This is a genomic window from Rhizobium indigoferae, assembly GCF_034554815.1.
GTDB lineage: Bacteria > Pseudomonadota > Alphaproteobacteria > Rhizobiales > Rhizobiaceae > Rhizobium > Rhizobium leguminosarum.
The window spans coordinates 1815892-1836451 of sequence record NZ_CP140635.1; the positions used below are offsets into that span (position 1 = coordinate 1815892).

Sequence of the window (20560 nt, forward strand, 5' to 3'; positions counted from 1 at the left end):
GTGCTATTGATGGTGATTGGGGCGCCCGTCAGAGCGCCGGCCCCGTCGTGCTCCAGGGCGATTCGTAGAGTTCGTAGAGCGCCACCGCAGCCGCACCCTGCGCCCAGAAATCATCGGTCGAATCGTCGAAGACGAGTTCGCTCACGCCGCGCAGCGACGGCGGAATGGCGAGCGCATAGGCATCGCGCAGGCTGTTGAGAAAGGGTTCGCCGAGCGCCAGGCTCGACCCCACAAGAATGACCCGCGGCGGCGCAAACAGCGTGACGATATTGGCAATGGTCAATCCGACCGCTTCGCCGGCGCGGATGGCGGCGCTGATCAGCCGGTCGTCATCGGCCTTGATCAGCGCCTGGGCATGGTTCATGCCGCGGCCGAGCCGGATCGCTTCGGCAAAACGCCCGTCGGCCTGCTGTTCGCCGAGGATCGCGCTTTCGCCGGCCTGGCTGAAAAGCCGGACGACGCCATTCGGTCCCATGCCGAGCACGAGGTCGCCGAGATTGTGGCTGAGGCCGCCGGCGCCGCGAAACAGGCTGTTGCCGTGCAGGACGCCGAGCCCCAGCGTCTGCTCCAGCGAAATCAGCACCATATCCTCGAGATCGCGGGCCTTTCCGAACCAGTGATGGCCAAGCGTGATGGCGTGGGCGTCGCTTTCGACAATGGTCGGCGTCGCCAGCCGCGTCGACATCTCGGCGGCGAAATCGACATTGGTGTCGCGAAAGATCGGGCTGCTTCTTATATAGCCGGTGCGGTGCTCGATGACGCCGGGAAAGCCGAGGCAGACGCTGTCGACATCCTCCAGCGACAGCCCGGCATCGACGACGCAGCGCCTGACCCCGTCCTCGACCAGATCGGCGATGACGCCGATCGGCTGCCGGTCGATGCGGATCGGCAAGGCGAGCTTCGACAGCACGTCGCCGCGGAAATTGGTGACGACGAAAACCATCCTGTTGGCGGCGATCTTGGCGCCCACCACGCGGGCCGCATCGGGATTGAGCTCCAGCATCACCCGCGGCCGTCCGCGCACAGCCTCATTGCGGATATCGCCTTCGTGACGCGGCAGGATCAACCCGTCGTCGAGCAGCGAGGCGGTGATGGCCGAAACGGTCGTGGTGGAAAGTTCGGTACGCTCGCTGATCTCGATCCGCGAGATCGGACCATGGCGCCGGACGGTATCGAGCACGTTCAAGCGATTGATCGCGCGCATTAATTCTGGATCTGCGGTCTTCATCGGAATTAGCCAGGCGAGCGTTTCATTGGGGCGGAACCCAAATATTTTTAACGGGTTACGAAATAAATAGCGGGCAATTCTGCGGCCCTGTCAAGCGCATTTGATAAAATTAGAGGCATTGGGTTGACATTGGGTCAAAGCTCCGTTGAATTAATCCGCATAGGGGAAAAATTATGAGGACAGCCCCCTGGGAGGAAAATCATGAATTTTATGTTGAAGAACGCCGGTCTCGGCGGCAGGCGCATCGCATCCATGGCCGCGGCTGCCGGCATGTTGCTGGCCGGGGCAGGTGCAGCCTCGGCGACGACGGTGGTCAAGTGGCTGCATCTCGAGCTCGACCCGAAATATGTCGCGGCCTGGGAAGACATCGTCAAGAAATACGAAGCCCAGCACCCTGACGTCGATATCCAGATGCAGTTTCTCGAAAACGAGGCCTTCAAGGCCAAGCTTCCGACATTGCTGCAATCCGACGACGTGCCGGATTTCTTTTTCAGCTGGGGCGGCGGCGTCTTGAAGCAGCAGTCCGAGACCGGTGCGCTCCAGGATGTGACGCCGGCCCTCGACGCCGATGGCGGCAAACTGCGCAGCGCCTATAGCCCGGCTTCGGTCAGCGGCCTGACATTCGAAGGCAAGACCTGGGCTATTCCCTATAAGGTCGGTCTGGTCAGCTTTTTCTACAACAAGGAGCTGTTTGCCAAGGCCGGCGTCAAGGCCGAGGACATCAAGAACTGGGCTGATTTTCTCGCCACGGTGAAGAAGATCAAGGCAGCCGGCATCGTGCCGATCGCCGGCGGCGGCGGCGAGAAGTGGCCGATCCACTTTTACTGGAGCTATCTCGTCATGCGCGAAGGCGGACAGAAGGTCTTCGAAGCGGCAAAGACCGGCCAGGGCGAAGGTTTCCTCGATCCCGCAATCATCAAGGCCGGCGACGACCTCGCCGAACTCGGAAAGCTCGAACCTTTCCAGCCCGGCTATCTCGGCTCGACCTGGCCGCAGGCGCTCGGCGTCTTCGGTGACGGCAAGGCTGCGATCATCCTCGGCTTTGAAAATACCGAGGCCAACCAGCGCAAGAATGCCGGCGACGGCAAGGGTCTCGCACCCGACAATATCGGCCGTTTCGCCTTCCCGGCAGTCGATGGCGGCGCCGGCAAGCCGACGGATACGCTTGGCGGTCTGAACGGCTGGGCCGTTACCAAGAAGGCATCCAAGGAAGCGATCGATTTCCTCGCTTTCCTGACGAGTGCCGAGAACGAGCGGGCGATGGCCAAATCAGGCATGCTTCTGCCTGTAGCCGTCGGCGCCGGTGACGGCGTCACCAACCCTCTGCTTGCCGAATCGGCAAAACAGCTGGCCGCCTCGACCTGGCATCAGAACTATTTCGACCAGGATCTGGGTGCTGCGGTCGGCCGTGTCGTCAACGACGTGTCGGTGGAAATCGTCTCCGGTCAGATGAATTCCAAGGACGGCGCCCAGATGATCCAGGACGCTTTCGAGCTGGAACAATAGCCAGCGCCTGCAGACCATTCCCGGCGCTCCCAGCCAAGAACGGAGCGCCGGCATTGCTGCCGACATGCCGAAAGCAGGATCCATGGCCAATATTTCAGTCCCGTCGATAACCACTGCCGCAAGGCCGGCAAAAAGAGCCGCAAACAGCAAGAGCTCGGTCGCACACGACCGGCTGGCGGTGCTGTTGATCTTCCTGCCGCCGGCGCTGCTGCTTTTCACGCTCTTCGTCATCATGCCGATGGGCGAGGCGGCCTGGTACAGCCTCTACAAGTGGAATGGCTACGGTACGCCGACCGAGTTCATCGCGCTGCGCAATTTCCAGGTTCTGTTCCGAAATGCGGCCTTCACGCAGGCGCTGGTCAATAACGGCCTGATCATCGTCATCTCGATCTGCATCCAGGTGCCGCTCGCCATCTGGCTGGCCACCATGCTGGCGCACCGCATTCCGGGTGTCGTCGGCTACCGCCTGATCTTCTTCCTGCCCTATGTGCTGGCGGACGTTGCCGCGGGCCTCATCTGGCGCTTCGTCTATGATGGCGACTATGGCCTGTTTGCCGCCGTTTCCAACTTCTTCGGCTTCGCCAACCCTTACGTGCTCGCCGACAAGGACGTGGCGATCTATGCCGTCCTTGGGGTCATCGTCTGGAAATATTTCGGCTTCCACATGATGCTGTTCATCGCCGGCCTGCAATCCGTCGACAAGAGCGTGCTGGAGGCAGCCGAAATCGACGGCGCCACCGGCTGGCAGAAGTTCCGTTACGTCACGCTGCCGCTGCTCGGCTCGACCTTGCGTCTTTCCATCTTCTTTGCAGTCGTCGGCTCGCTGCAGCTCTTCGACATGATCATGCCGCTGACAGGCGGCGGCCCGTCCAACTCCACACAGACGATGGTCACCTTCCTCTACACCTATGGCGTCATGCGCATGCAGGTCGGCCTCGGCAGCGCCGTCGGCGTCGTGCTCTTCATCATCTGCGTGACGCTCGCCTTCGGTTACAAAAGGATATTCATGCGCCATGACTGATATGAGCTCTTCCATCCGCATGAGCACGTCCACACGCGTCTATCTCTACGTGTCGCTGAGCCTGATTGCCGCAATCGTGCTTGTGCCGCTGCTGACGACCGCACTCGGCGGCTTCAAGACGCTGGGCGACCTGCGCACCAATCCCTTCGGCCTGCCGACGGAGTGGCAATGGGCGAACTATACCGATATTCTTTTCGGTGAGCGCTACTGGCTGCAGATCGGCAATTCCCTTGTGATCGCGTCGCTCACCGTCCTCCTGACGCTGATCGTCTCGTCGATGGCGGCTTTCGCCTTTGCCCATGTCCGGTTTTTCGGATCGTCGTTCCTGCTCAATTATTTCCTGCTCGGCCTGATGTTTCCGGCGGCGACCGCGATCCTGCCGCTCTTCATCCGCATCCGCGATCTCGGCCTGCTCGATACCTATTGGGGTGTGGTGCTGCCGCAGGTGGCTTTTGGCCTTGGCATGAGCATCCTGCTGTTTCGAAACTATTTCCGCAACCTTCCGGAAGAATTGTTTCAGGCGGCCTTCGTCGACGGTTGCGGCTATCTCAGATTCTTCTGGCACATCTCGCTGCCGCTTTCGCGCCCGATCGTCGCCACTGTCAGCATCATTTCCTTCGTCGGCAGTTGGAACAGCTACATCCTGCCGCTGATCATGCTGAATTCGGAATCGAAATATCCCTGGCCGCTCGGCATCATGGTCTATCGCGGCGAGTACGGCACAGAGTGGCAGCTGGTGCTGGCCTTCATCACGCTGACCATCCTTCCCACCATCATCGTCTTTTTCGTCGCCCAGAGACACATCATCGCCGGTCTGACCGCCGGCGCCGTGAAGTCCTGAGCCCGAACCGTTGGAGTGCAATCATGGCATCCGTTGAACTCACCGAAATCAGCAAGACCTATGGCGCCGTCGACGTCATCCACGGCATTTCGCTTCATATTGAGGATGGGGAATTCGTCGCGCTCGTCGGCCCGTCCGGTTGCGGAAAATCGACGCTGCTGCGGATGATCGCCGGCCTCGAGGAGATCACCGACGGCGAAATCGCCATCGGCGGCAAGGTCGTCAACGCCATGACGCCGCGCGAACGCAACATTGCCATGGTCTTCCAATCCTACGCGCTCTATCCGCACATGACCGTGGCTGAAAACATGGGCTTCAATCTGAAGCTCGCCGGCGTTGCCAAACCCCAGATCGAGCTCCGGGTGGCGGAGGCTGCCCGTATGCTGGATCTCGCCGAGCTCCTCGACCGCAAGCCGGCCCAGCTTTCCGGCGGCCAGCGTCAGCGTGTTGCCATGGGCCGCGCCGTCGTGCGCAATCCGGCCGTCTTCCTGTTCGACGAACCGCTGTCCAATCTCGATGCCAAGCTGCGCGTGCAGATGCGCTCGGAAATCAAGACGCTGCACCAGAAGGTCAGGACGACCTCGATCTATGTCACCCATGACCAGATCGAGGCGATGACGCTTGCCGACCGTATCGTCGTGCTCAATCAGGGCAGGGTGGAGCAGCAGGGCACGCCGCTCGAACTCTACAGGAAACCGGCCAATCTCTTCGTCGCCGCCTTCATCGGATCGCCGGCGATGAACATGCTGGACGGCACCGTCGACGGCGAAAACGGTGAGCCGGCCGCCCGCCTCGGTGATGGCACCGCGATCCGCATCGCGCCCGACCGCAAGGTCAAGGCCGGCCAGGCGGTCACCATCGGCCTGCGCCCCGAACATCTCGTTCCCGGCATATCAGGCGGCACGCCGCTCGCCGGCCGGACGATGCTGGTGGAACCCACCGGCGCCCAGACCCATGTCGTCTTCGACCTCGCCGGACAGCAGGTGACCGCCATCGTCGACGGCGAATATCCCGCCCGTTACGGCGCCGTGTTCGAGGCAAGTATTACCAGCGATCAGGTGCACGTCTTCGACCGCGGCACCGGTGTGGCGCTGTAGCCGGGGCGGTTTGTCCCACGGCTGTCCGATTTGCGGCGACGAGCGGGGAACGCGAGGGTGCGGCATATCCTCTTCTCCCCTCGGGGAGACGTGCCGGCAGGCGGATGAGGGGGCTGCACGGCACGCTCTCTCCTCATAACCTATCCCGCCATTCCGCCGCAGGCGTATGACGCGTTGTTGAAAAGACCAGCTTCGCCCCCTTATCCGCCCTATGGGCGCGTTCTGGCCGAGGGGAGAACGGATGAGCGGCTAAGCCATTTGGTTTCTCAACGATTTCCCCCGCCACCGGACGTTGCCAATGCCACAAGTTGCACTATTGTTTGTCCGGCACGCGAAAACCTGATGGTGGTTATGCCGGTAGTAACGCGACATCTCATTGACCGGGGTGACGGAGCCACGGTCGAGCTTTTTCAAGCTCAAGCCGAAAGTGAAACGCCCGCAGGAGCAATCCTATTTGTCCACGGCAATCAGGGTGGCCGTCTGCTTGGAGGGGTAGAGGCGGTCAACAGCGGCGCGTTGCTTCGGTTCTGTTCTGGTTTGAATATCACTGCGGCGGCAGTCTCGCAGCCTGGTTTTGGGGCGTCGGATGGCCCTCCGGATTTCTGCGGTCCCAAAACCCAGCAAGCGATCATAGCTGCTCTCGCCTTCCTGCAGGGCCAGCCTTTCGTCGATCCTGACCGAATTGTTCTCTATGGAAACAGTCGTGGCGCCGTTGCATCGGCAATGGTCGCCACCCAGGTTTCTGATCTGCGAGCAGTCATTCTGTCCAGCGGCGTCTACGATCTTGAAGTCGCTTATCACGAGAGTTCAGACGGTTTGCGCTGGGCTATCGAGAAAGAGGCGGGCCTATCGAGAGAGGCGTTTCTGGCTCGCTCTGCATTGCATTATGCGCCCGAAGTTCGGTCTGAGACGCTGTTGCTGCATGGAAAGCATGACGACCGTGCTCCTGTTGCCCAAGCCGAACTCTTCTCAAAAGCTCTGTCCAATGCCGGAGTCCTGGAGTCGCTTCACGTCTTTGAGTGCGGACATCAAATTCCGAGAAATGACATGCAGGGAGCTCTCAGGCCCTTCCTGCAAAGGGTGTTCAATCCCGTCGTGACGTACCACTAAGGCAGCATGACAGCTTCGGGCAGCGGGAAAGTGACGAAAACCTAAAAGAGATTAAGCCCAAACCCGCCTCTTGAAGGAGGAGAAAAATGAAACGCATCGAGATGGAGGTGAGCGGCGGCTGCCAGTGCGGTGCCGTGCGCTACCACGCAACCGCTATGCTTGAAAATTCGCATCTCTGCCATTGCCGCATGTGCCAGAAAGCCTCGGGCAACATCTTTGCAGCACTCGTCGCTGCGCCCGATGATGCGCTCAGCTGGACACGCGGCAAGCCGAGCGTCTGGAAGAGCTCGGAGCTTGTCGAGCGCGGCTTCTGCGCCAATTGCGGCACGCCATTGTTCTTCCACCATCTCGAAAACGGTCGCACCAACCTGATGATCGGTTCGCTTGACGATCCGCACGCCTTTTCGCCGCTGGCCAATACCTGCACCGAGAACATGGTGGCATGGTTCGATACGATCACGGGCATAGAAAATACCGGTGCGACCGAAGACAACGGCGCCGACTGGGCCGCGGCGATCAAGGAGAGCAGCAACCAGCACCCCGATCACGATACCACCTCATGGGCGGTGAGGCGGCGTGATGGCTGAGTCCTATTCCGGCGTTTGCCGGTGCGGCGCTGTCCGTTGTTGGTGCGAACCGGACAGCCGCCGGGCCACCCCGGCGGCCTACTACAGCGATATATTATTCCGCCGCGATCCGTGTGACGCCGTTGGCCTGGACGATCTTTTCCAGCAGCGCGAGCTCGTCCTGGGTAAGATCCGTCAAAGGCGGGCGCACGGGGCCTGGGTTCTGCCCGAGGACGCGAAGGCCGGCCTTGATGATCGAGACGGCGTATCCCTTCTTGCGGTTGCGCAAGGCGACGAAGGGGAAGAAGAAGCCCTTCAGGATCTCGTCGACAGTCGCCTGATCGCCGGTGCGCAAGGCGCCGTAAAAGCGCTGGGCGAGGGCGGGCACGAAGTTGAAAACGGCCGATGAATAGGTCGTCACGCCTGCGGCAAAATAGGCCTGGGCGTAAACCTCATGGGTCGGCATGCCGCCGACATAGACGAGACGGTCACCAAGCAGGGTGGTAATCTCGATCACCTTGTCGACATCGCCGACGCCGTCCTTGAAGCCGATCAGGTTCGGGCATTCCTCCGCCAGGCGCGCGATGCTGTCGGCCGAAAGAATGGCGTTGTCGCGGTTATAGACGATGACGCCGATGCCGACCGATTGGCAGACCGCCTTGACATGGGCGATGAGACCCGCCTGTTCGGCAAACATCAGATAGGGCGGCAACAGCAGCAGTCCGTCGGCGCCGGCCTTCTCGGCCGCGACGGCGATCTCGATGGCGAGTGACGTACCATAGCCGGTTCCCGAAATGATCGGCGTCTTGCCGGCCGACGCCTTGGCCGCCCGGACAACCTGCGGAATCTCGGCCGGATTGAGAGAGAAGAACTCCCCGGTGCCGCCGGCGGCAAACAGCGCAGCAGCGTCGTAACCGGAAAGCCACTCGACATGACGGCGGTACTTGGCTTCGTCAAATTTGAGTTGATCGTCGAAATGGGTCACCGGAAACGACAGGAGACCACTACCGACGGCCTTCTTCAATTCAATCGGGTTCATCATGAAGTCCTATTTCTTAGGTGTTGAAAACCGGGTCACTCGCTGTCGAGCACTTGCAGAAGTGCAGCGATATAGCCGTAGCAGAAGGCAAATGCGGTGGCGGTTGGGTCCTTGCCGCTGACGGTCGGTACATGGTCGGGCATCAGCATGTATTTGAAGCCCACCTCCTTGTAGATCCTGGCCGAACGGACCATGTCCATGTCGCCTTCTTCAGGGAAGGTCTCCATGAAGGACAGCTTGCCGCCGCGAATGTTGCGGAAGTGAACATTGAAGATCTTGCCGCGCTGGCCGAACCAGCGGATGACATCGTCGATCTCCTTGCCGGGATTTTCCAGCATTTCGCCGATCGAGCCCTGGCAGAAATTGAGGCCGTGATAGGGGTTTTCGCGCATCAGCACGAACTTCTTCAGGCCTTCTACCGTGCCCAGCACCCGCGTGACGCCGCGATAGCCCGGCGGCGTATAGGGATCGTGCGGATGGCAGGCGAGCCGGACGCGGTTGCTTGCAGCGACAGGAACGACGCGTTCCAGGAAATAGTCGATCCGTTCCCAGTTTTCGTCCTCGGAAAGCACGCCGGCAAGACCGGGCTCGGCCTGCTGATCCGTCTTGTCCCAGCGGAAGCTGGCATTCAGCGACCCGCCGCGTCCCGGCTCATCCGGCGTGCGGGGAATGCCGATCAGGTTGAGATTGTACTTCACCGAAGGAATGCCGGCCGCCGCAACATTCTCGATCAGCTTGCAGACGGCGTCGATCTGTCTGTCGCGCTCGGGGCCGGCAAGCAGGATATCGGGATAGGAAGCCTTCTCGATCGGCTGCGAGGGCAGCGGCAATTGAATCATGTCGAGGATCAGGCCGAAGCTTTCGACCTTGTCGCGATGGCGCTCGAGGTCGGACAGCGTCCAGCTGCTCGGCTTTCCCGGCGGGTCGGCATTGATATGCTTCACACCCAGTTGCGCGAAGATACGATAATCGTCGTCATCCCGCGCCGCGACCTGTGTTCCCAGATACATTTGAGTCTCTTTCGAAATTACACAATGTCATATGACATAATATGAATTTTGAAGAGTGTCGAGCCCTATTGCTGCTCGGCGAGCATGCGGTAGCGGCGTTGGCTGGCCAACATATGTGCGCGCATTGCCTGGCGGGCGCGTTCGGGATCCTGATCGGCGATTGCCGACAGGATTTCGACATGTTCGGCATAAACCTTCTGAAGATAGCTGCGGTCATTGGCCTCGGGGAGTGTCGGAAACTGGCCGCGGGGGATGGCTCTGGGGCCGAAATGGCGCAGGACATCGACATAGAATCGGTTGTTCGTGGCGGCGGCAATTGCCATGTGGAAGGCGTAATCCGCTTCCACGGTTTGCTGTCCGGTTTCGATCAGGTGCGCCATTCTGCGGTTGGCCTCACGGATTGCCGCCTCCTGCTCGGCGGTGCGGCGATAGGCGGCAATTGCCGCCGCTTCACCCTCGGCCGCCATACGAAACTCCAGCAACTCCAAGGTTTCCGGAATGCTTTTGATTTCCACCGGCGTCAGCGGCAGGACCGAATGCGCCTTCGGATCCGCGACAAAAACGCCTTTGCCCTGGATCGGCTTGACGAAGCCTGCCGACCTTAGATCGGCTATCGCCTCGCGCACCACGGTGCGGCTGACGCCGAATGCCGCTTCAAGCTGCGGCTCGGTCGGCAGTTGATCGCCGACACGCAGCGTCCCCGTCTCGATTTGCGCCCGCAGCTGATCGATGACCTGTTGCGCCAGTCTTTGCCGGCCGCCGCCGAATGTTGTCATTGTCCGTTCCCCCAATCCCTTTGCATCAAGTCTCCCGCTCGGGTCTTGCAAATCATATCAGACTTCGATAGATCATAATACGACATACGGGCGACATAATATGTCTTTTATAGTAGTCTAGGGAGGACTTACAATGAAGCATTTTTCTAAGGGCTTGTTCGTCGGCGCCGTCATCGGCGCCCTGACGATCGCTGCACCGCTCTCGCAGGCTGCCACCCCACAGGACCAGCTGGTGGTCGGCACCTCACTGGCGCAGGTTTTGTCGCTGGATCCGCAGCAGGCGACCGAAGGCAAAGCGGTAGAGATCATGTCGAATCTTTACGATCGGCTCGTCGCCAGCACGGCTGATGGTAAGATTCTTCCGCAGCTGGCGGAAAGCTGGAAGGTTGACGACAAGGGCATCACGTTTACGCTGCGCAAGGCCAATTTCGCCTCCGGTAACCCGGTAACCTCCAAGGATGTCGTCTACTCGCTGGCGCGGCTCCTGAAGATGGATCAGGCCGCCGCCGCCAACCTCAAGCGCGTCGGTTACGACAAGGACAATGTCGAAAAGCTCGTCAAGGCCGTCGACGACCAGACCGTGCGGATCGATCTCTCCGACCAGGTGACGGCAGAGCTTCTGCTCTACCGGCTGACGACGACCACCACCAGCGTGGTCGACAGCGTCGAGGTCGAGAGCCACGCCGTTGATAATGACTACGGAAACGCCTGGATGCGAACCCATTCGGCCGGCTCCGGTCCGTTCACCCTCAATCGCTGGTCTCCGAACGAACTGGTGATTCTCGATGCCAACAAGGACTATATGGCCGGCGCGCCGAAGATGCGTCGTGTCATCGTCCGGCATGTGCCTGAAAGCCAGGTCGAGCGGCTGATGCTCGAACGCGGCGATATCGATATTGCCAGCGCCCTGACCGCCTCGGATCTCGCGACTTTCCAGAGCAAGAAGGGCTTTGCCATCCAGCGCATTCCGACGGGCGGTTTCTATGTGCTGTCGATGAATGCCGGCAACAAATACCTCGCCAACCCGAAGGTTCGCGAAGCCATTGCCTACGGCATCGACTATAAGGGCATCGAAAAGACCATCATGGGTCCTTACGGCCGGGCCAGAAACGTTCCCGTTCCGGAGAATTTCGAATATGCCATCCCCAATCCCGATTGGCATCTCGACGTCGAAAAGTCCAAGCAGCTGCTGAGCGAGGCAGGCTTCAAGGACGGATTCTCGCTTTCGCTGAAGACCATCGCGCAAACGCCGCGCATCGATCTTGCCACCGCCATCCAGGCATCGCTTGCCCAGGTCGGCATCAAGATCGACATCCAGCAGGGCAACGGCTCGGAAATCATCGCCGCCCATCGCGCCAGGGATTTTGATCTGCTGATCCCGCAGACCAGTGCCTATATGCCGAACGTGCTCGGCTCGATGGAGCAGTTCTCCTCCAATCCCGACAACTCGAAGGAAGCCAACAATGCGGGCAATTTCGTCTGGCGCTCGGCCTGGGACATCCCGGAACTCACGGCGCTGACGGCGAAAGCATCGATGGAACCGGACGCCAAGAAGCGCGGCGAACTCTACGTTCAGATGCAGAAGATGTTTGTCGAACAGAAGCCGGCGGTGCTTCCGCTCTTCGAGCGCTTTGAGCCGATCGTCCTGTCCAGCAAGGTCGAGGGATATGTGGGGCATCCGTCTCAGTTAACGCGTCTCGAGAACGTGACGAAGGTCGAAACCCAGTAATACTTCCCAGGACAGCCGATCATGAAGGAACTCTCCGTAGCCGAATTTGGCCGACGCCTGGCGCATTTGCTGGTCAGCCTGTTCATCCTCTTATGCGTGACCTTCGTGATCGGCCGCGTCTTGCCCACCGATCCGGTCGGCGCGATTGTCGGCGAGCTCGCCGATCCCGCAGCCTATGCGGCGATGCGGGCGCGCCTGGGGCTCGATCTGCCGATCTACCAGCAGTTTTTCCTCTATCTGAACGGGCTGGCGCATGGTGATTTCGGCACGGCCGTCCTCACCGGCAATCCCGTCTCTTCGGACCTCGCCCAGGCCTTTCCGGCGACGTTCGAACTTGCGACGCTGGCGGTGATCATTTCGACCTTCGTCGGTGTCCCGCTCGGGCTGGTCGCGGCGCTGTTTCGCGATAGCTTCATCGACAAGACGGCCCGGGTGGTCGCGCTCGTCGGTCATTCGATCCCGGTTTTCTGGTTCGGCATCGTCGGCCTCGTCATCTTCTATGCCGGCCTCAACTGGGTCGGCGGGCCGGGCAGGATCGATGTGTTTTACGAAGGCCTCGTCACACCGCGCACCGGCCTGTTGTTGGTCGACAGCCTGCTGCAGGGCGAGACCGAAATCTTCTGGAATGCGCTCGGCCATATCATTCTGCCGGCCGTCATCCTCGCCTATGCGGCGATGGCCTACATCACGCGCATGACCCGCAGCTTCACCCTGGAGCAGTTGAGCCAGGATTATGTCATTGCGGCCCGAGCCAAGGGTGTGAGCCCGCTCGGCACGATCTGGCACCACGTCCTGCCGAACATTGCGGTGCAGCTGATCACCATCCTGGCCATTTCCTATGGCGGTCTGCTCGAGGGCGCTGTCGTGACCGAGATCGTTTTCTCCTGGCCGGGCATTGGCCAGTACATGACGAACGCGCTGATGATCGGCGACATGAACGCCATCGTCGCCGGCACCATCATTGTGGGATTCATTTTCATGTTGTTGAACTTCCTGGCCGACGTCGCTTACGCCGTCTTTGATCCGCGCATGCGGGAGGCGGCCCGATGAGCGACGTCATCCGCAGCGAGATTCAGATCCGCCCTCCAAGCGTGTCGACCCGTGTCGCGGCGTCGTTTGCGCGCGCCGGCCGCAAATTGGCGGCCGAGCCGCTTGGTCTTGGAGGGTTCGTCATCCTTGGCCTGCTTTGCCTGATCGCGATCTTCGCGCCGCTCCTGGCGCCCTACGATCCGGCGATACAGGCGCTTGGCGATGCCTTGCAGCCGCCGAGCCTCGCGCATCTGGCAGGCACGGACGAATTCGGCCGGGATATCCTGAGCCGCCTCATCTTCGGCACGCGCATCACCATCCAGACCGTGCTTTCGATCTCCTTGATCGTCGGCCCGATCGGCCTGTTGATCGGCGTTGTCGCCGGCTTCTTCGGCGGACGCATCGATGCGCTTCTGATGCGCGCCACCGATATCGTTCTGTCTTTCCCGTCGCTGATCCTGGCTCTGGCTTTTGCTGCGGCACTCGGCGCCGGCTTGACCACGGCAATCATCGCGATCTCGCTGACCGCATGGCCGCCGATTGCCAGGCTCGCGCGCGCCGAGGCGCTTGTCGTCAGAAACGCCGATTACGTGGTCGCCGCCCGCCTTTATGGCGCCTCGCCGATCCGCATTCTGCTCCTCTATATCGCGCCGATGTGCGTCCCGTCGGTCATTGTTCGCCTGACGCTCAACATGGCGGGTATCATTCTGACGGCAGCGTCACTTGGCTTCCTCGGCCTTGGCGCCCAGCCGCCGGCGCCGGAATGGGGCGCGATGATCTCCAGCGGCCGCAAGTTCATGCTGGATTATTGGTGGGTTGCCGTGATGCCGGGTATCGCCATCCTCCTCACCAGCCTTGCCTTCAACATCGCCGGAGATGCTCTGCGCGACATTCTGGATCCCCGCCATGCAAGATCGTGATCTGCAGCCCGTTCTATCCGTCGAAGGATTGAGCGTCCGTTTCGGGCGAGGCGCCGTGCCTGCCGTCTCCAACGTCAGTTTCGACGTCGGGCGCGAACGCGTCGGGATCGTCGGAGAATCCGGTTCCGGAAAATCGACGACCGGTCGCGCCATCATGCGTCTTCTGCCGCCGGCCGCGGTGGTCTCGGCCGAACGTCTGGATCTCGCCGGCAGTTCGTTGCTGTCGAAGTCCGAACGTCAGATGGGCGCGCTGCGCGGCAAGGACATCGCCTTGATCATGCAGGATCCGCGCTATTCGCTGAACCCGGTGCTTTCGATCGGTAAACAGATCGCCGAAGCCGCCCGCCTTCACCTCGGTCTTCACAAGAAACAGGCGCATGAGGCTGCCCGCGCCATGCTGGAGCGCGTGCGCATCAGCGATGCGGAGCGGGTCATGGCGCTTTATCCCCACCAGATATCGGGCGGCATGGGCCAGCGCGTGATGATCGCCATGATGCTGCTGGCGCGCCCGAAGCTTGTCATCGCCGACGAGCCGACCTCGGCGCTTGATGTCAGCGTCCGCAAGGACGTGCTGCTGTTGCTCGATGAGCTGGTGCGCGAGAACAATTCCGGACTGCTGTTGATCAGCCACGACATTCGCATGGTGGCAGCTTTTTGCGAGCGCATCATCGTCATGTATGCCGGCCGGATCGTCGAGACCCTGACTCGTCTCGAAGACGCCCGCCATCCCTATACCCGCGGGCTGATAGCCGCACTGCCCGACCCCAGAAACCCGGTTCGCCGGCTTGCGGTTCTCGACAGGACGAAACTCGATCTGGAGACGGCGCAATGATCAATGTGCGTGACCTCGATGTCGTCTTTGCCTCCGGCAAATCAAGCAACCATGTCGTCAGGGGCATCAGTTTTCAGGTCAACCAGGGGGAGACCCTTGGTATTGTCGGTGAATCCGGATGCGGCAAATCGACGGTGCTGCGGTGTCTCGCCGGCATGGAGGCCGGTTGGACCGGTCACATCGAGCTTGGCGGCAAACCGATCGGCAAGAAGCGCTCCCGCGAGGAGCTGAAATTCGCTCAGATGGTGTTTCAGGACCCATACGGCTCCCTGCATCCGCGCCATCGTATCGGCACCGCCTTGGCCGAGCCGCTGCGCGCCATGCGCCATTCCGATATCTGGTCGAAGGTCGAGAGGGCGTTGATCCAGGTTGGTCTGCCGGCGAGCTTCGCAAACCGCTTTCCGCATGAGCTTTCCGGCGGCCAGCGACAGCGGGTGGCAATCGCCCGGGCCCTGATCCTGTCGCCGCCCATCCTGTTGCTCGACGAGCCGACATCGGCGCTCGATGTCTCGGTCCAGGCGGAGATCCTCAACCTGCTTGCCGATCAGCGAGAGGAAAAGGGCCTGACCTATCTGCTTGTCAGTCACGACCTCGCGGTCATCGGCCATATGTGCGACCGGGTGCTGATCATGAAGAACGGTTGCTTCGTCGACGAACTCACCAAAGCGGATCTGCAGGCCGGCACCACGCATGATGCCTATGCGCGAGAGCTGTTCGAAGCGAGCTTTATCGAAGCTTGATATCCTCGAGCGTGATGGGGTTCAGCGATCCTCTTTTGCGACATGGACGCGGTTGACCGCTGCGACGCTACCCCTTTCGACGAGATGGCAGGCAAGCTCGACCCGCCGCCGTGGGGCCGCAAGGCCGAGCATCATGTCGCGCAGCAGATCGAGCGCGGTGGCGCCGAGTTCGCGCATCGGAATATGCACCGTCGACAGCGGCGGATTGAGAAAGGCCGACTGCGGCAGGTCGTCTATGCCCATCACCGAGATGTCCTGCGGGACGGCATAACCCATGGCCTGCAATCCGCGCACGGCACCATTGGCCAGACTGTCGCCCGCCGTCAGGATCGCGGTGAAGGTGAGGCCTTTCTCGCGGACGAGACGGGTGACCGCCTCGGCGCCGAGTTCCGGCAGCCAGTCGTCGACCTCGAGCACCAGATCGGCATCGGCCGTCAGCCCATGATGCTGCAGGGCGTCGCGCCAGCCCTCCAGGCGCCGCTCGATCGTCCGCCGCCCCGGCCTCAGCATGAACAGGATACGTTGATGTCCCGCCTTGATCAGCCGCTCGGCGGCGATGAAGGCGGCCGATCGGTTGCAGGGCGTAACACTCGAAAGCCGCATATAGGGATCGTCGCTGTTGACGAGCACGACGGGCTTTCCGAGATCGGCGGCCGCCGCCAGCATCTCCTCCTCGTCGACGGTCAGGATCAGCATGCCGCCAAAACTCGGATCGTCACGCATCTCGGCGACGACCCGGGCTTCATCCCCCTTGTCGGCGATAGGGCGCATCGCCAGTTCGATGCCGAGAGCGGCTGCGCGCGCATTCAATCCTTCGAGCACATAGAGCGTGAACTGGTTGCGGACATAGTCGATCATCGCCGCGCCGGAGGCGACGAGCATGACCTTCTTGCCGGCAACGCTCGCCGGCAGGGCGTAGCTGACCGCACTCGCCGTTTCCAGCACCAGCTTGCGAATCTCCGGCCTGACGCCCTTTTCGCCGGCCAGCGCACGCGACACCGTGCTGATCGAGACACCGCATCTGGCGGCAATGTCGTCGAGGCGCGTGCGCCTGCCTTTTTTCTCTTCCGCCGCCATGTCCTCTCCTCGCTCTCGACTACTATGCAAAAATCTTTCAGATTGCGCAAATGGAATGCCTATGCACAATTGTTGCCTGAGGAGTCCGCGACAAGCGGCAGAGCAGGGAGGCTTTGAAATGTGGCTAGGCGGCCAGTCCATGCGCCAGGGTTTTACCCGGCGTCACAAGGCTTGAGCGGGCTGAAATATGACCACTGAGCAGCAATCCCATCTCCGCCGCGCAACGGCGAAGGATAGCCCGATCGTCTACTGGCAGCTCGCCAACCTGTGGCAGGAGCGCTATGACGTCGCCGACCGTCCGATGGACGGCAACATGGATCCGTTTTTCTTCGTCACCAAGACGAAGAATTTCATCCCGCATGAATATCCCTGCCGCACCCAATTCAAGAAATCCTTCTCCGGCCGGCGGCCGCAGCCGGCTGCCGAGTTCGACGCTGTCCGGTGGTGGCTTCCCTTTGCCTCCCCGCGTGTCGATCTCTCCGGCTTCTGGTTTCGCCCGACGCGCATCGGCTGCTGGGCGCGCACCTTCCTCGATGCCCGCTCAGTGGGACCCGCGACGCTTCGCCTGTCGACCTGCGGCGGCGCTATCCTCTTCGTCAATGGCCGCGAGCAGGGCTTCATGGCGCCGTACCAGCGCAATCTCGAAGCCGAGCAACTCTTCGAGGTCGAACTGGCGGCCGGCCCCAACGAGATCCGCGTCTATTTCGACGATCTCGCCGAGCGCGACGCGCGTTTCTATTTCCAGCTGGATTATGTCGAAGGACCGGAAGTTGAAGCCGCCGTGCCCGTTCCCATCGCCGCCGGCGACGCGGATGCGCTGGAGGTCATCCTCGAGGGCATGCGCTTCGACCGCACCGCCTATCTCGGCGAAGATGTCACGATCCTCTTCCCCGTGCCGCTGCCGGTGGCGCTGAGCTGCCATGTCGAGATCGAAGGCGACTTCATGTCGATCGAGCGCTTCGACTATGATTTCGGGCTGGAAGCGGGAGCAACCAAGCTGGAACTCGGAACCTCGGCTGATATGCCCGCCGATTTCCGCCATTTCCGCATCACCTTCGAAACAGGCGAGCTCTCGCTCGGCCGAACGCTCGGCGTCGAGATCTGTCATCCCCAACGCCAGGGGGAAGCGCCCGCCGCTCTGGAGGACCGCGTCGCCGAGGCGCTGGCCGAGGTCGCCGCCCATTCCGAACCCGATACGGTCTGTGCTTTCGCGCGTCTGGCGCTGGGGCAGGGCGGCGAGGAAACCGAGGCGATGATCTCGGCCATGCTGCCGGTCATCGAGGATTGCCACGACTGCGCCGATTTCGTGCTGGTGCCGCTGCTCTTTGCCTATACGCGCTGGAGCGATCTGCTGTCACCGGAGCTGCGCGACAGGATCGAGCAGGCCGTTCTCCACTACCGCTATTGGATGGACGAACCGGGCAACGACGTTCAGTGGTATTTTTCGGAAAACCACGCGCTTCTCTTCCATACCGCCGCCTATCTCGGCGGCAGGCTTTTCCCCGATGCCGTCTTCGTCCGTTCGGGCCGCACCGGCGCCGAGCAGATGAAGGTCGGCGAACAGCGTGTTCGCGCCTGGCTCGATCATTTCGAGCGCTGGGAAATGGCCGAGTGGAACTCCGTTCCCTATTTCCCGATCGACCTCAAGGGCCTGACGGCGCTGGCTGCCTGTGCGCCGGATGAGACGATCCGCGCGCGGGCGAGTGCCAGCATCATCCGCCTGATGGAGATCGTTGCCCGCTCGGCCCATCACGGCATGCTGACCGGCAGCCAGGGCCGCTCTTACGAACATACGCTGCGCCCCGGCCGCTCGGTCGAACTCTCCGCCATTGCCCGGCTGCTCTGGGGCCGCGGCTGGTACGGCCGGCGTGTCCACTCTTTGCCGCAGCTTGCCGTCTGCATTCGCGATCATGGCCTGCGTTTTCCAGAAGCGCTTGCGACGATTGCGGCGCACCAGTCCGACGACGCACAGGAATGGACTTTTTCCCAGGGCGAGAACCGTTTTGCCGCGCTCTATCACTATAAGACGCGCGATACCGCGCTTGGCACCATCGCCCATTATCGCCCCGGCGCCTGGGGCTACCAGGAGACGGTGCTGCATCTGCGCTTGGGCGATCGGCCGGAAGCGCAGATCTGGATCAACCATCCCGGCGAAACCATCCAGTTCGGTTATGGCCGGCCGAGCTTCTGGGGTGGCTGCGGAACGCTGCCGCGCGTGCATCAGTATCGCGATCTGGCAATCCTCGATTTCGAGATCCATGAGGGCCAGCCGGATTTCACCCATGCCTGGTTCCCGCTCGAGGCCTTCGACGACACGGTGGTCGACGGCAATCTGGCGCTCGCCCGCTCAGGCAACGGGATTGCGATGCTGATCGGCAACGGCGCGCTGGAGCCGGTAAAGCAAGGGCCGACGACGGATATCGAGCTGCGGCTGGCTGGCCGCAAGGGCCGCTGGATTGTCCGTCTCTCCGATGTCGGGCGCGAGGGTAGCCTTGACGGCATGCAGGCGCGTTTCACCGCGCTCTCGGCGCGGCGAGACGACGAGGGTGCATTGATCGTTATCGATCCGGATTATGGCCGGGTCGTTTTCGAAGAGGACGGTACCGTGCGCGCCGAAGGCCGCATTCTTCGCCCGGCGGACTGGTCGGTGCGGGGAGACGCGGTACATCTGAAGATACCGGGCAGGCAGCCTCGGCGCGCGGCCTCGTAGACGACGTGTCCGGCAGGTGGAGGACCGGCCGGACGCAGGAATTGATCGGTCAAGAGGAGGAGAAAATGACCAGAATGAAATCGATCGGCGCGGCTTTTGCTGCAATTCTCTTGAGTTCCGTTGCCGCCCATGCCGGTGACGTGCGCATCATGTGGTATTCCGACGGCGGCGAAGGCGAGGTAATCAAGGACCTGCTCTCGCGCTTCTCCAAGGCCAATCCCGACGTCAACGTCATCCTCGATGAGGTCTCCTACGACGTCGTCAAGGAACAGCTGCCGGTGCAGCTCGAAGCCGGGCAGGGCCCGGATATCGCCCGCGTCACCAATCTGAAGGCGCCGGCGCAGCATTGGCTCGATCTTCGGCCCTATCTCACCGACGCGAAATACTGGGACGACAATTTCGGCGCCCAGGCCGACTGGATGCATCCGGACGGCTCGAATGCCATCACCGGCTTCATGACGCAGCTGACGCTGACCGGCGGCTTCGTCAACAAGACGCTGTTCGAGCAGGCCGGCGTCGAGATCCCCGGCCCGAAAGCCACCTGGGACGACTGGGCGGCGGCCGCCAAGAAGGTCGCCGACAGCCAGAAGGTCTTCGCCATGGCGATCGACCGCTCCGGCCACCGGGTCTCCGGCCCGAACATCTCCTACGGCGCCAACTATATCGCTGCCGACGGCAAGCCGGCGCCGATCGATCAGGGCGCCAAGGACTTCCTCAGCCGCTTCGTCAAGTGGAACGAGGACGGCACCATCAACAAGGATGTCTGGGTCAGTGCTGCCGGCACCACCTACCGCTCCGCCGCCGAGGACTTCATCAATGGCGGCCTCGCCTATCTTTATTCGGGCAGCTGGCAGGTTTCGGGTTTTGCCCAGAAGATTGGCGACAATTTCGACTGGGTGATGGCGGGCAGCCCCTGCGGTTCGGTCGCCTGCTCCGGCATGCAGGGTGGCGCCGGTCTGGTTGCCGTCAAATACACCAAGAACCCGAAGGACGTCGCCAAGGTGATGGACTACCTGGCAGGTGCCGACGTGCAGAAGGAATTTGCCGAACGCAGCCTGTTCATTCCGGCGCATAAGGGTGTTGCCGCCGGCCAGATGGACTTCAAGACCGACAATCCGCATGTGCAGGCGGCGCTGAAGGCCTTCGTCGAAGCGGCCGGCCAGACGGCGGCACCCGCCATGAAGCTGCCGGGCTGGAAGTGGTCGGACGCCTATTACAGCGCCATCGTCGCCCGCATCAGCCAGGTTATCGCCGGCGAAATGAAGCTCGACGACGCCTATGCCCGCATCGACGAGGACATCAAGGCCAAGGTCGCCGGCAACTGACGGA

The 20560-nt window shown here is 61.7% G+C and carries 18 protein-coding genes; 13 read left to right on the forward strand and 5 right to left on the reverse strand.

The window, feature by feature from the left end; all coding sequences use genetic code 11:
- Positions 1 to 28: 28 nt before the first annotated feature.
- Complete coding sequence (locus U5G49_RS09360) at positions 29 to 1228, reverse strand: ROK family transcriptional regulator (RefSeq protein WP_003559245.1); 1200 nt, start codon at positions 1226 to 1228, stop codon at positions 29 to 31.
- A 201-nt stretch (positions 1229 to 1429) separates the two neighbouring features.
- On the opposite strand from U5G49_RS09360, the gene U5G49_RS09365 reads away from it, so the two are divergent.
- From U5G49_RS09365 to U5G49_RS09390, 6 genes are all read left to right on the forward strand, one after another.
- On the forward strand, positions 1430 to 2734 hold the full coding sequence (locus U5G49_RS09365) for an ABC transporter substrate-binding protein (protein WP_018445421.1): 1305 nt from the start codon (positions 1430 to 1432) through the stop codon (positions 2732 to 2734).
- An 82-nt stretch (positions 2735 to 2816) separates the two neighbouring features.
- The gene (locus tag U5G49_RS09370; protein ID WP_003559249.1) at positions 2817 to 3755 is read left to right on the forward strand and encodes a carbohydrate ABC transporter permease; all 939 of its coding nucleotides are present in this window, start codon (positions 2817 to 2819) and stop codon (positions 3753 to 3755) included.
- The gene (locus U5G49_RS09375) at positions 3748 to 4596 is read left to right on the forward strand and encodes a carbohydrate ABC transporter permease (protein ID WP_003539503.1); all 849 of its coding nucleotides are present in this window, start codon (positions 3748 to 3750) and stop codon (positions 4594 to 4596) included. Before U5G49_RS09370 ends, U5G49_RS09375 begins: the two co-directional genes overlap by 8 nt.
- Positions 4597 to 4619: 23 nt before the next feature.
- Positions 4620 to 5693 carry an ABC transporter ATP-binding protein gene (locus U5G49_RS09380; RefSeq protein WP_193442160.1) on the forward strand — a complete coding sequence of 358 codons (1074 nt, stop codon included), beginning with the start codon at positions 4620 to 4622 and terminating at the stop codon, positions 5691 to 5693.
- 342 nt (positions 5694 to 6035) lie between these two features.
- Positions 6036 to 6803, forward strand: a complete 768-nt coding sequence (locus U5G49_RS09385) for an alpha/beta hydrolase family protein (protein WP_193442162.1) — start codon at positions 6036 to 6038, stop codon at positions 6801 to 6803.
- An 86-nt stretch (positions 6804 to 6889) separates the two neighbouring features.
- Positions 6890 to 7390, forward strand: coding sequence for a GFA family protein (locus tag U5G49_RS09390; protein ID WP_193442164.1), 501 nt, complete (start codon positions 6890 to 6892; stop codon positions 7388 to 7390).
- Between the two features lie 94 nt (positions 7391 to 7484).
- On the opposite strand, the gene kdgD is transcribed toward U5G49_RS09390, so the two are convergent.
- From kdgD to U5G49_RS09405, 3 genes are all read right to left on the reverse strand, one after another.
- Positions 7485 to 8411 (reverse strand): 5-dehydro-4-deoxyglucarate dehydratase, encoded by a 927-nt coding sequence (kdgD, locus tag U5G49_RS09395; protein ID WP_112902968.1) that lies wholly within the window; start codon positions 8409 to 8411, stop codon positions 7485 to 7487.
- A 32-nt stretch (positions 8412 to 8443) separates the two neighbouring features.
- Positions 8444 to 9418, reverse strand: a complete 975-nt coding sequence (locus U5G49_RS09400; protein WP_018445415.1) for a mannonate dehydratase — start codon at positions 9416 to 9418, stop codon at positions 8444 to 8446.
- Positions 9419 to 9483: 65 nt separating this feature from the next.
- Positions 9484 to 10194: a FadR/GntR family transcriptional regulator gene (locus tag U5G49_RS09405; RefSeq protein ID WP_193442166.1), complete on the reverse strand. Its 711-nt coding sequence runs from the start codon at positions 10192 to 10194 to the stop codon at positions 9484 to 9486.
- 133 nt (positions 10195 to 10327) lie between these two features.
- Here U5G49_RS09405 and U5G49_RS09410 point away from each other — a divergent pair, with 133 nt between their 5' ends.
- From U5G49_RS09410 to U5G49_RS09430, 5 genes are read left to right on the forward strand one after another with little or no spacing between them, the layout of a single operon-like run.
- On the forward strand, positions 10328 to 11923 hold the full coding sequence (locus tag U5G49_RS09410; protein WP_018445414.1) for an ABC transporter substrate-binding protein: 1596 nt from the start codon (positions 10328 to 10330) through the stop codon (positions 11921 to 11923).
- Between the two features lie 21 nt (positions 11924 to 11944).
- Complete coding sequence (locus U5G49_RS09415) at positions 11945 to 12973, forward strand: ABC transporter permease (protein ID WP_018241958.1); 1029 nt, start codon at positions 11945 to 11947, stop codon at positions 12971 to 12973.
- Positions 12970 to 13872, forward strand: a complete 903-nt coding sequence (locus U5G49_RS09420) for an ABC transporter permease (protein ID WP_018241959.1) — start codon at positions 12970 to 12972, stop codon at positions 13870 to 13872. The genes U5G49_RS09415 and U5G49_RS09420 overlap by 4 nt, the downstream gene beginning before the upstream one ends.
- Positions 13859 to 14704 carry an ABC transporter ATP-binding protein gene (locus tag U5G49_RS09425; RefSeq protein ID WP_047621776.1) on the forward strand — a complete coding sequence of 282 codons (846 nt, stop codon included), beginning with the start codon at positions 13859 to 13861 and terminating at the stop codon, positions 14702 to 14704. The genes U5G49_RS09420 and U5G49_RS09425 overlap by 14 nt, the downstream gene beginning before the upstream one ends.
- The gene (locus tag U5G49_RS09430) at positions 14701 to 15444 is read left to right on the forward strand and encodes an ABC transporter ATP-binding protein (protein WP_018241961.1); all 744 of its coding nucleotides are present in this window, start codon (positions 14701 to 14703) and stop codon (positions 15442 to 15444) included. Before U5G49_RS09425 ends, U5G49_RS09430 begins: the two co-directional genes overlap by 4 nt.
- A gap of 21 nt (positions 15445 to 15465) precedes the next feature.
- Here the strand turns inward: U5G49_RS09430 and U5G49_RS09435 are convergent, their stop codons facing one another.
- Entirely contained in the window at positions 15466 to 16521 is a 1056-nt protein-coding gene (locus U5G49_RS09435) for a LacI family DNA-binding transcriptional regulator (RefSeq protein ID WP_130652345.1), read from the reverse strand.
- Positions 16522 to 16708: 187 nt separating this feature from the next.
- Between U5G49_RS09435 and U5G49_RS09440 the strand changes: the two genes are divergently transcribed.
- Complete coding sequence (locus U5G49_RS09440) at positions 16709 to 19231, forward strand: hypothetical protein (protein WP_193442168.1); 2523 nt, start codon at positions 16709 to 16711, stop codon at positions 19229 to 19231.
- Positions 19232 to 19296: 65 nt separating this feature from the next.
- The gene (locus U5G49_RS09445) at positions 19297 to 20556 is read left to right on the forward strand and encodes an ABC transporter substrate-binding protein (protein ID WP_193442171.1); all 1260 of its coding nucleotides are present in this window, start codon (positions 19297 to 19299) and stop codon (positions 20554 to 20556) included.
- The last annotated feature ends 4 nt before the right edge of the window (positions 20557 to 20560 follow it).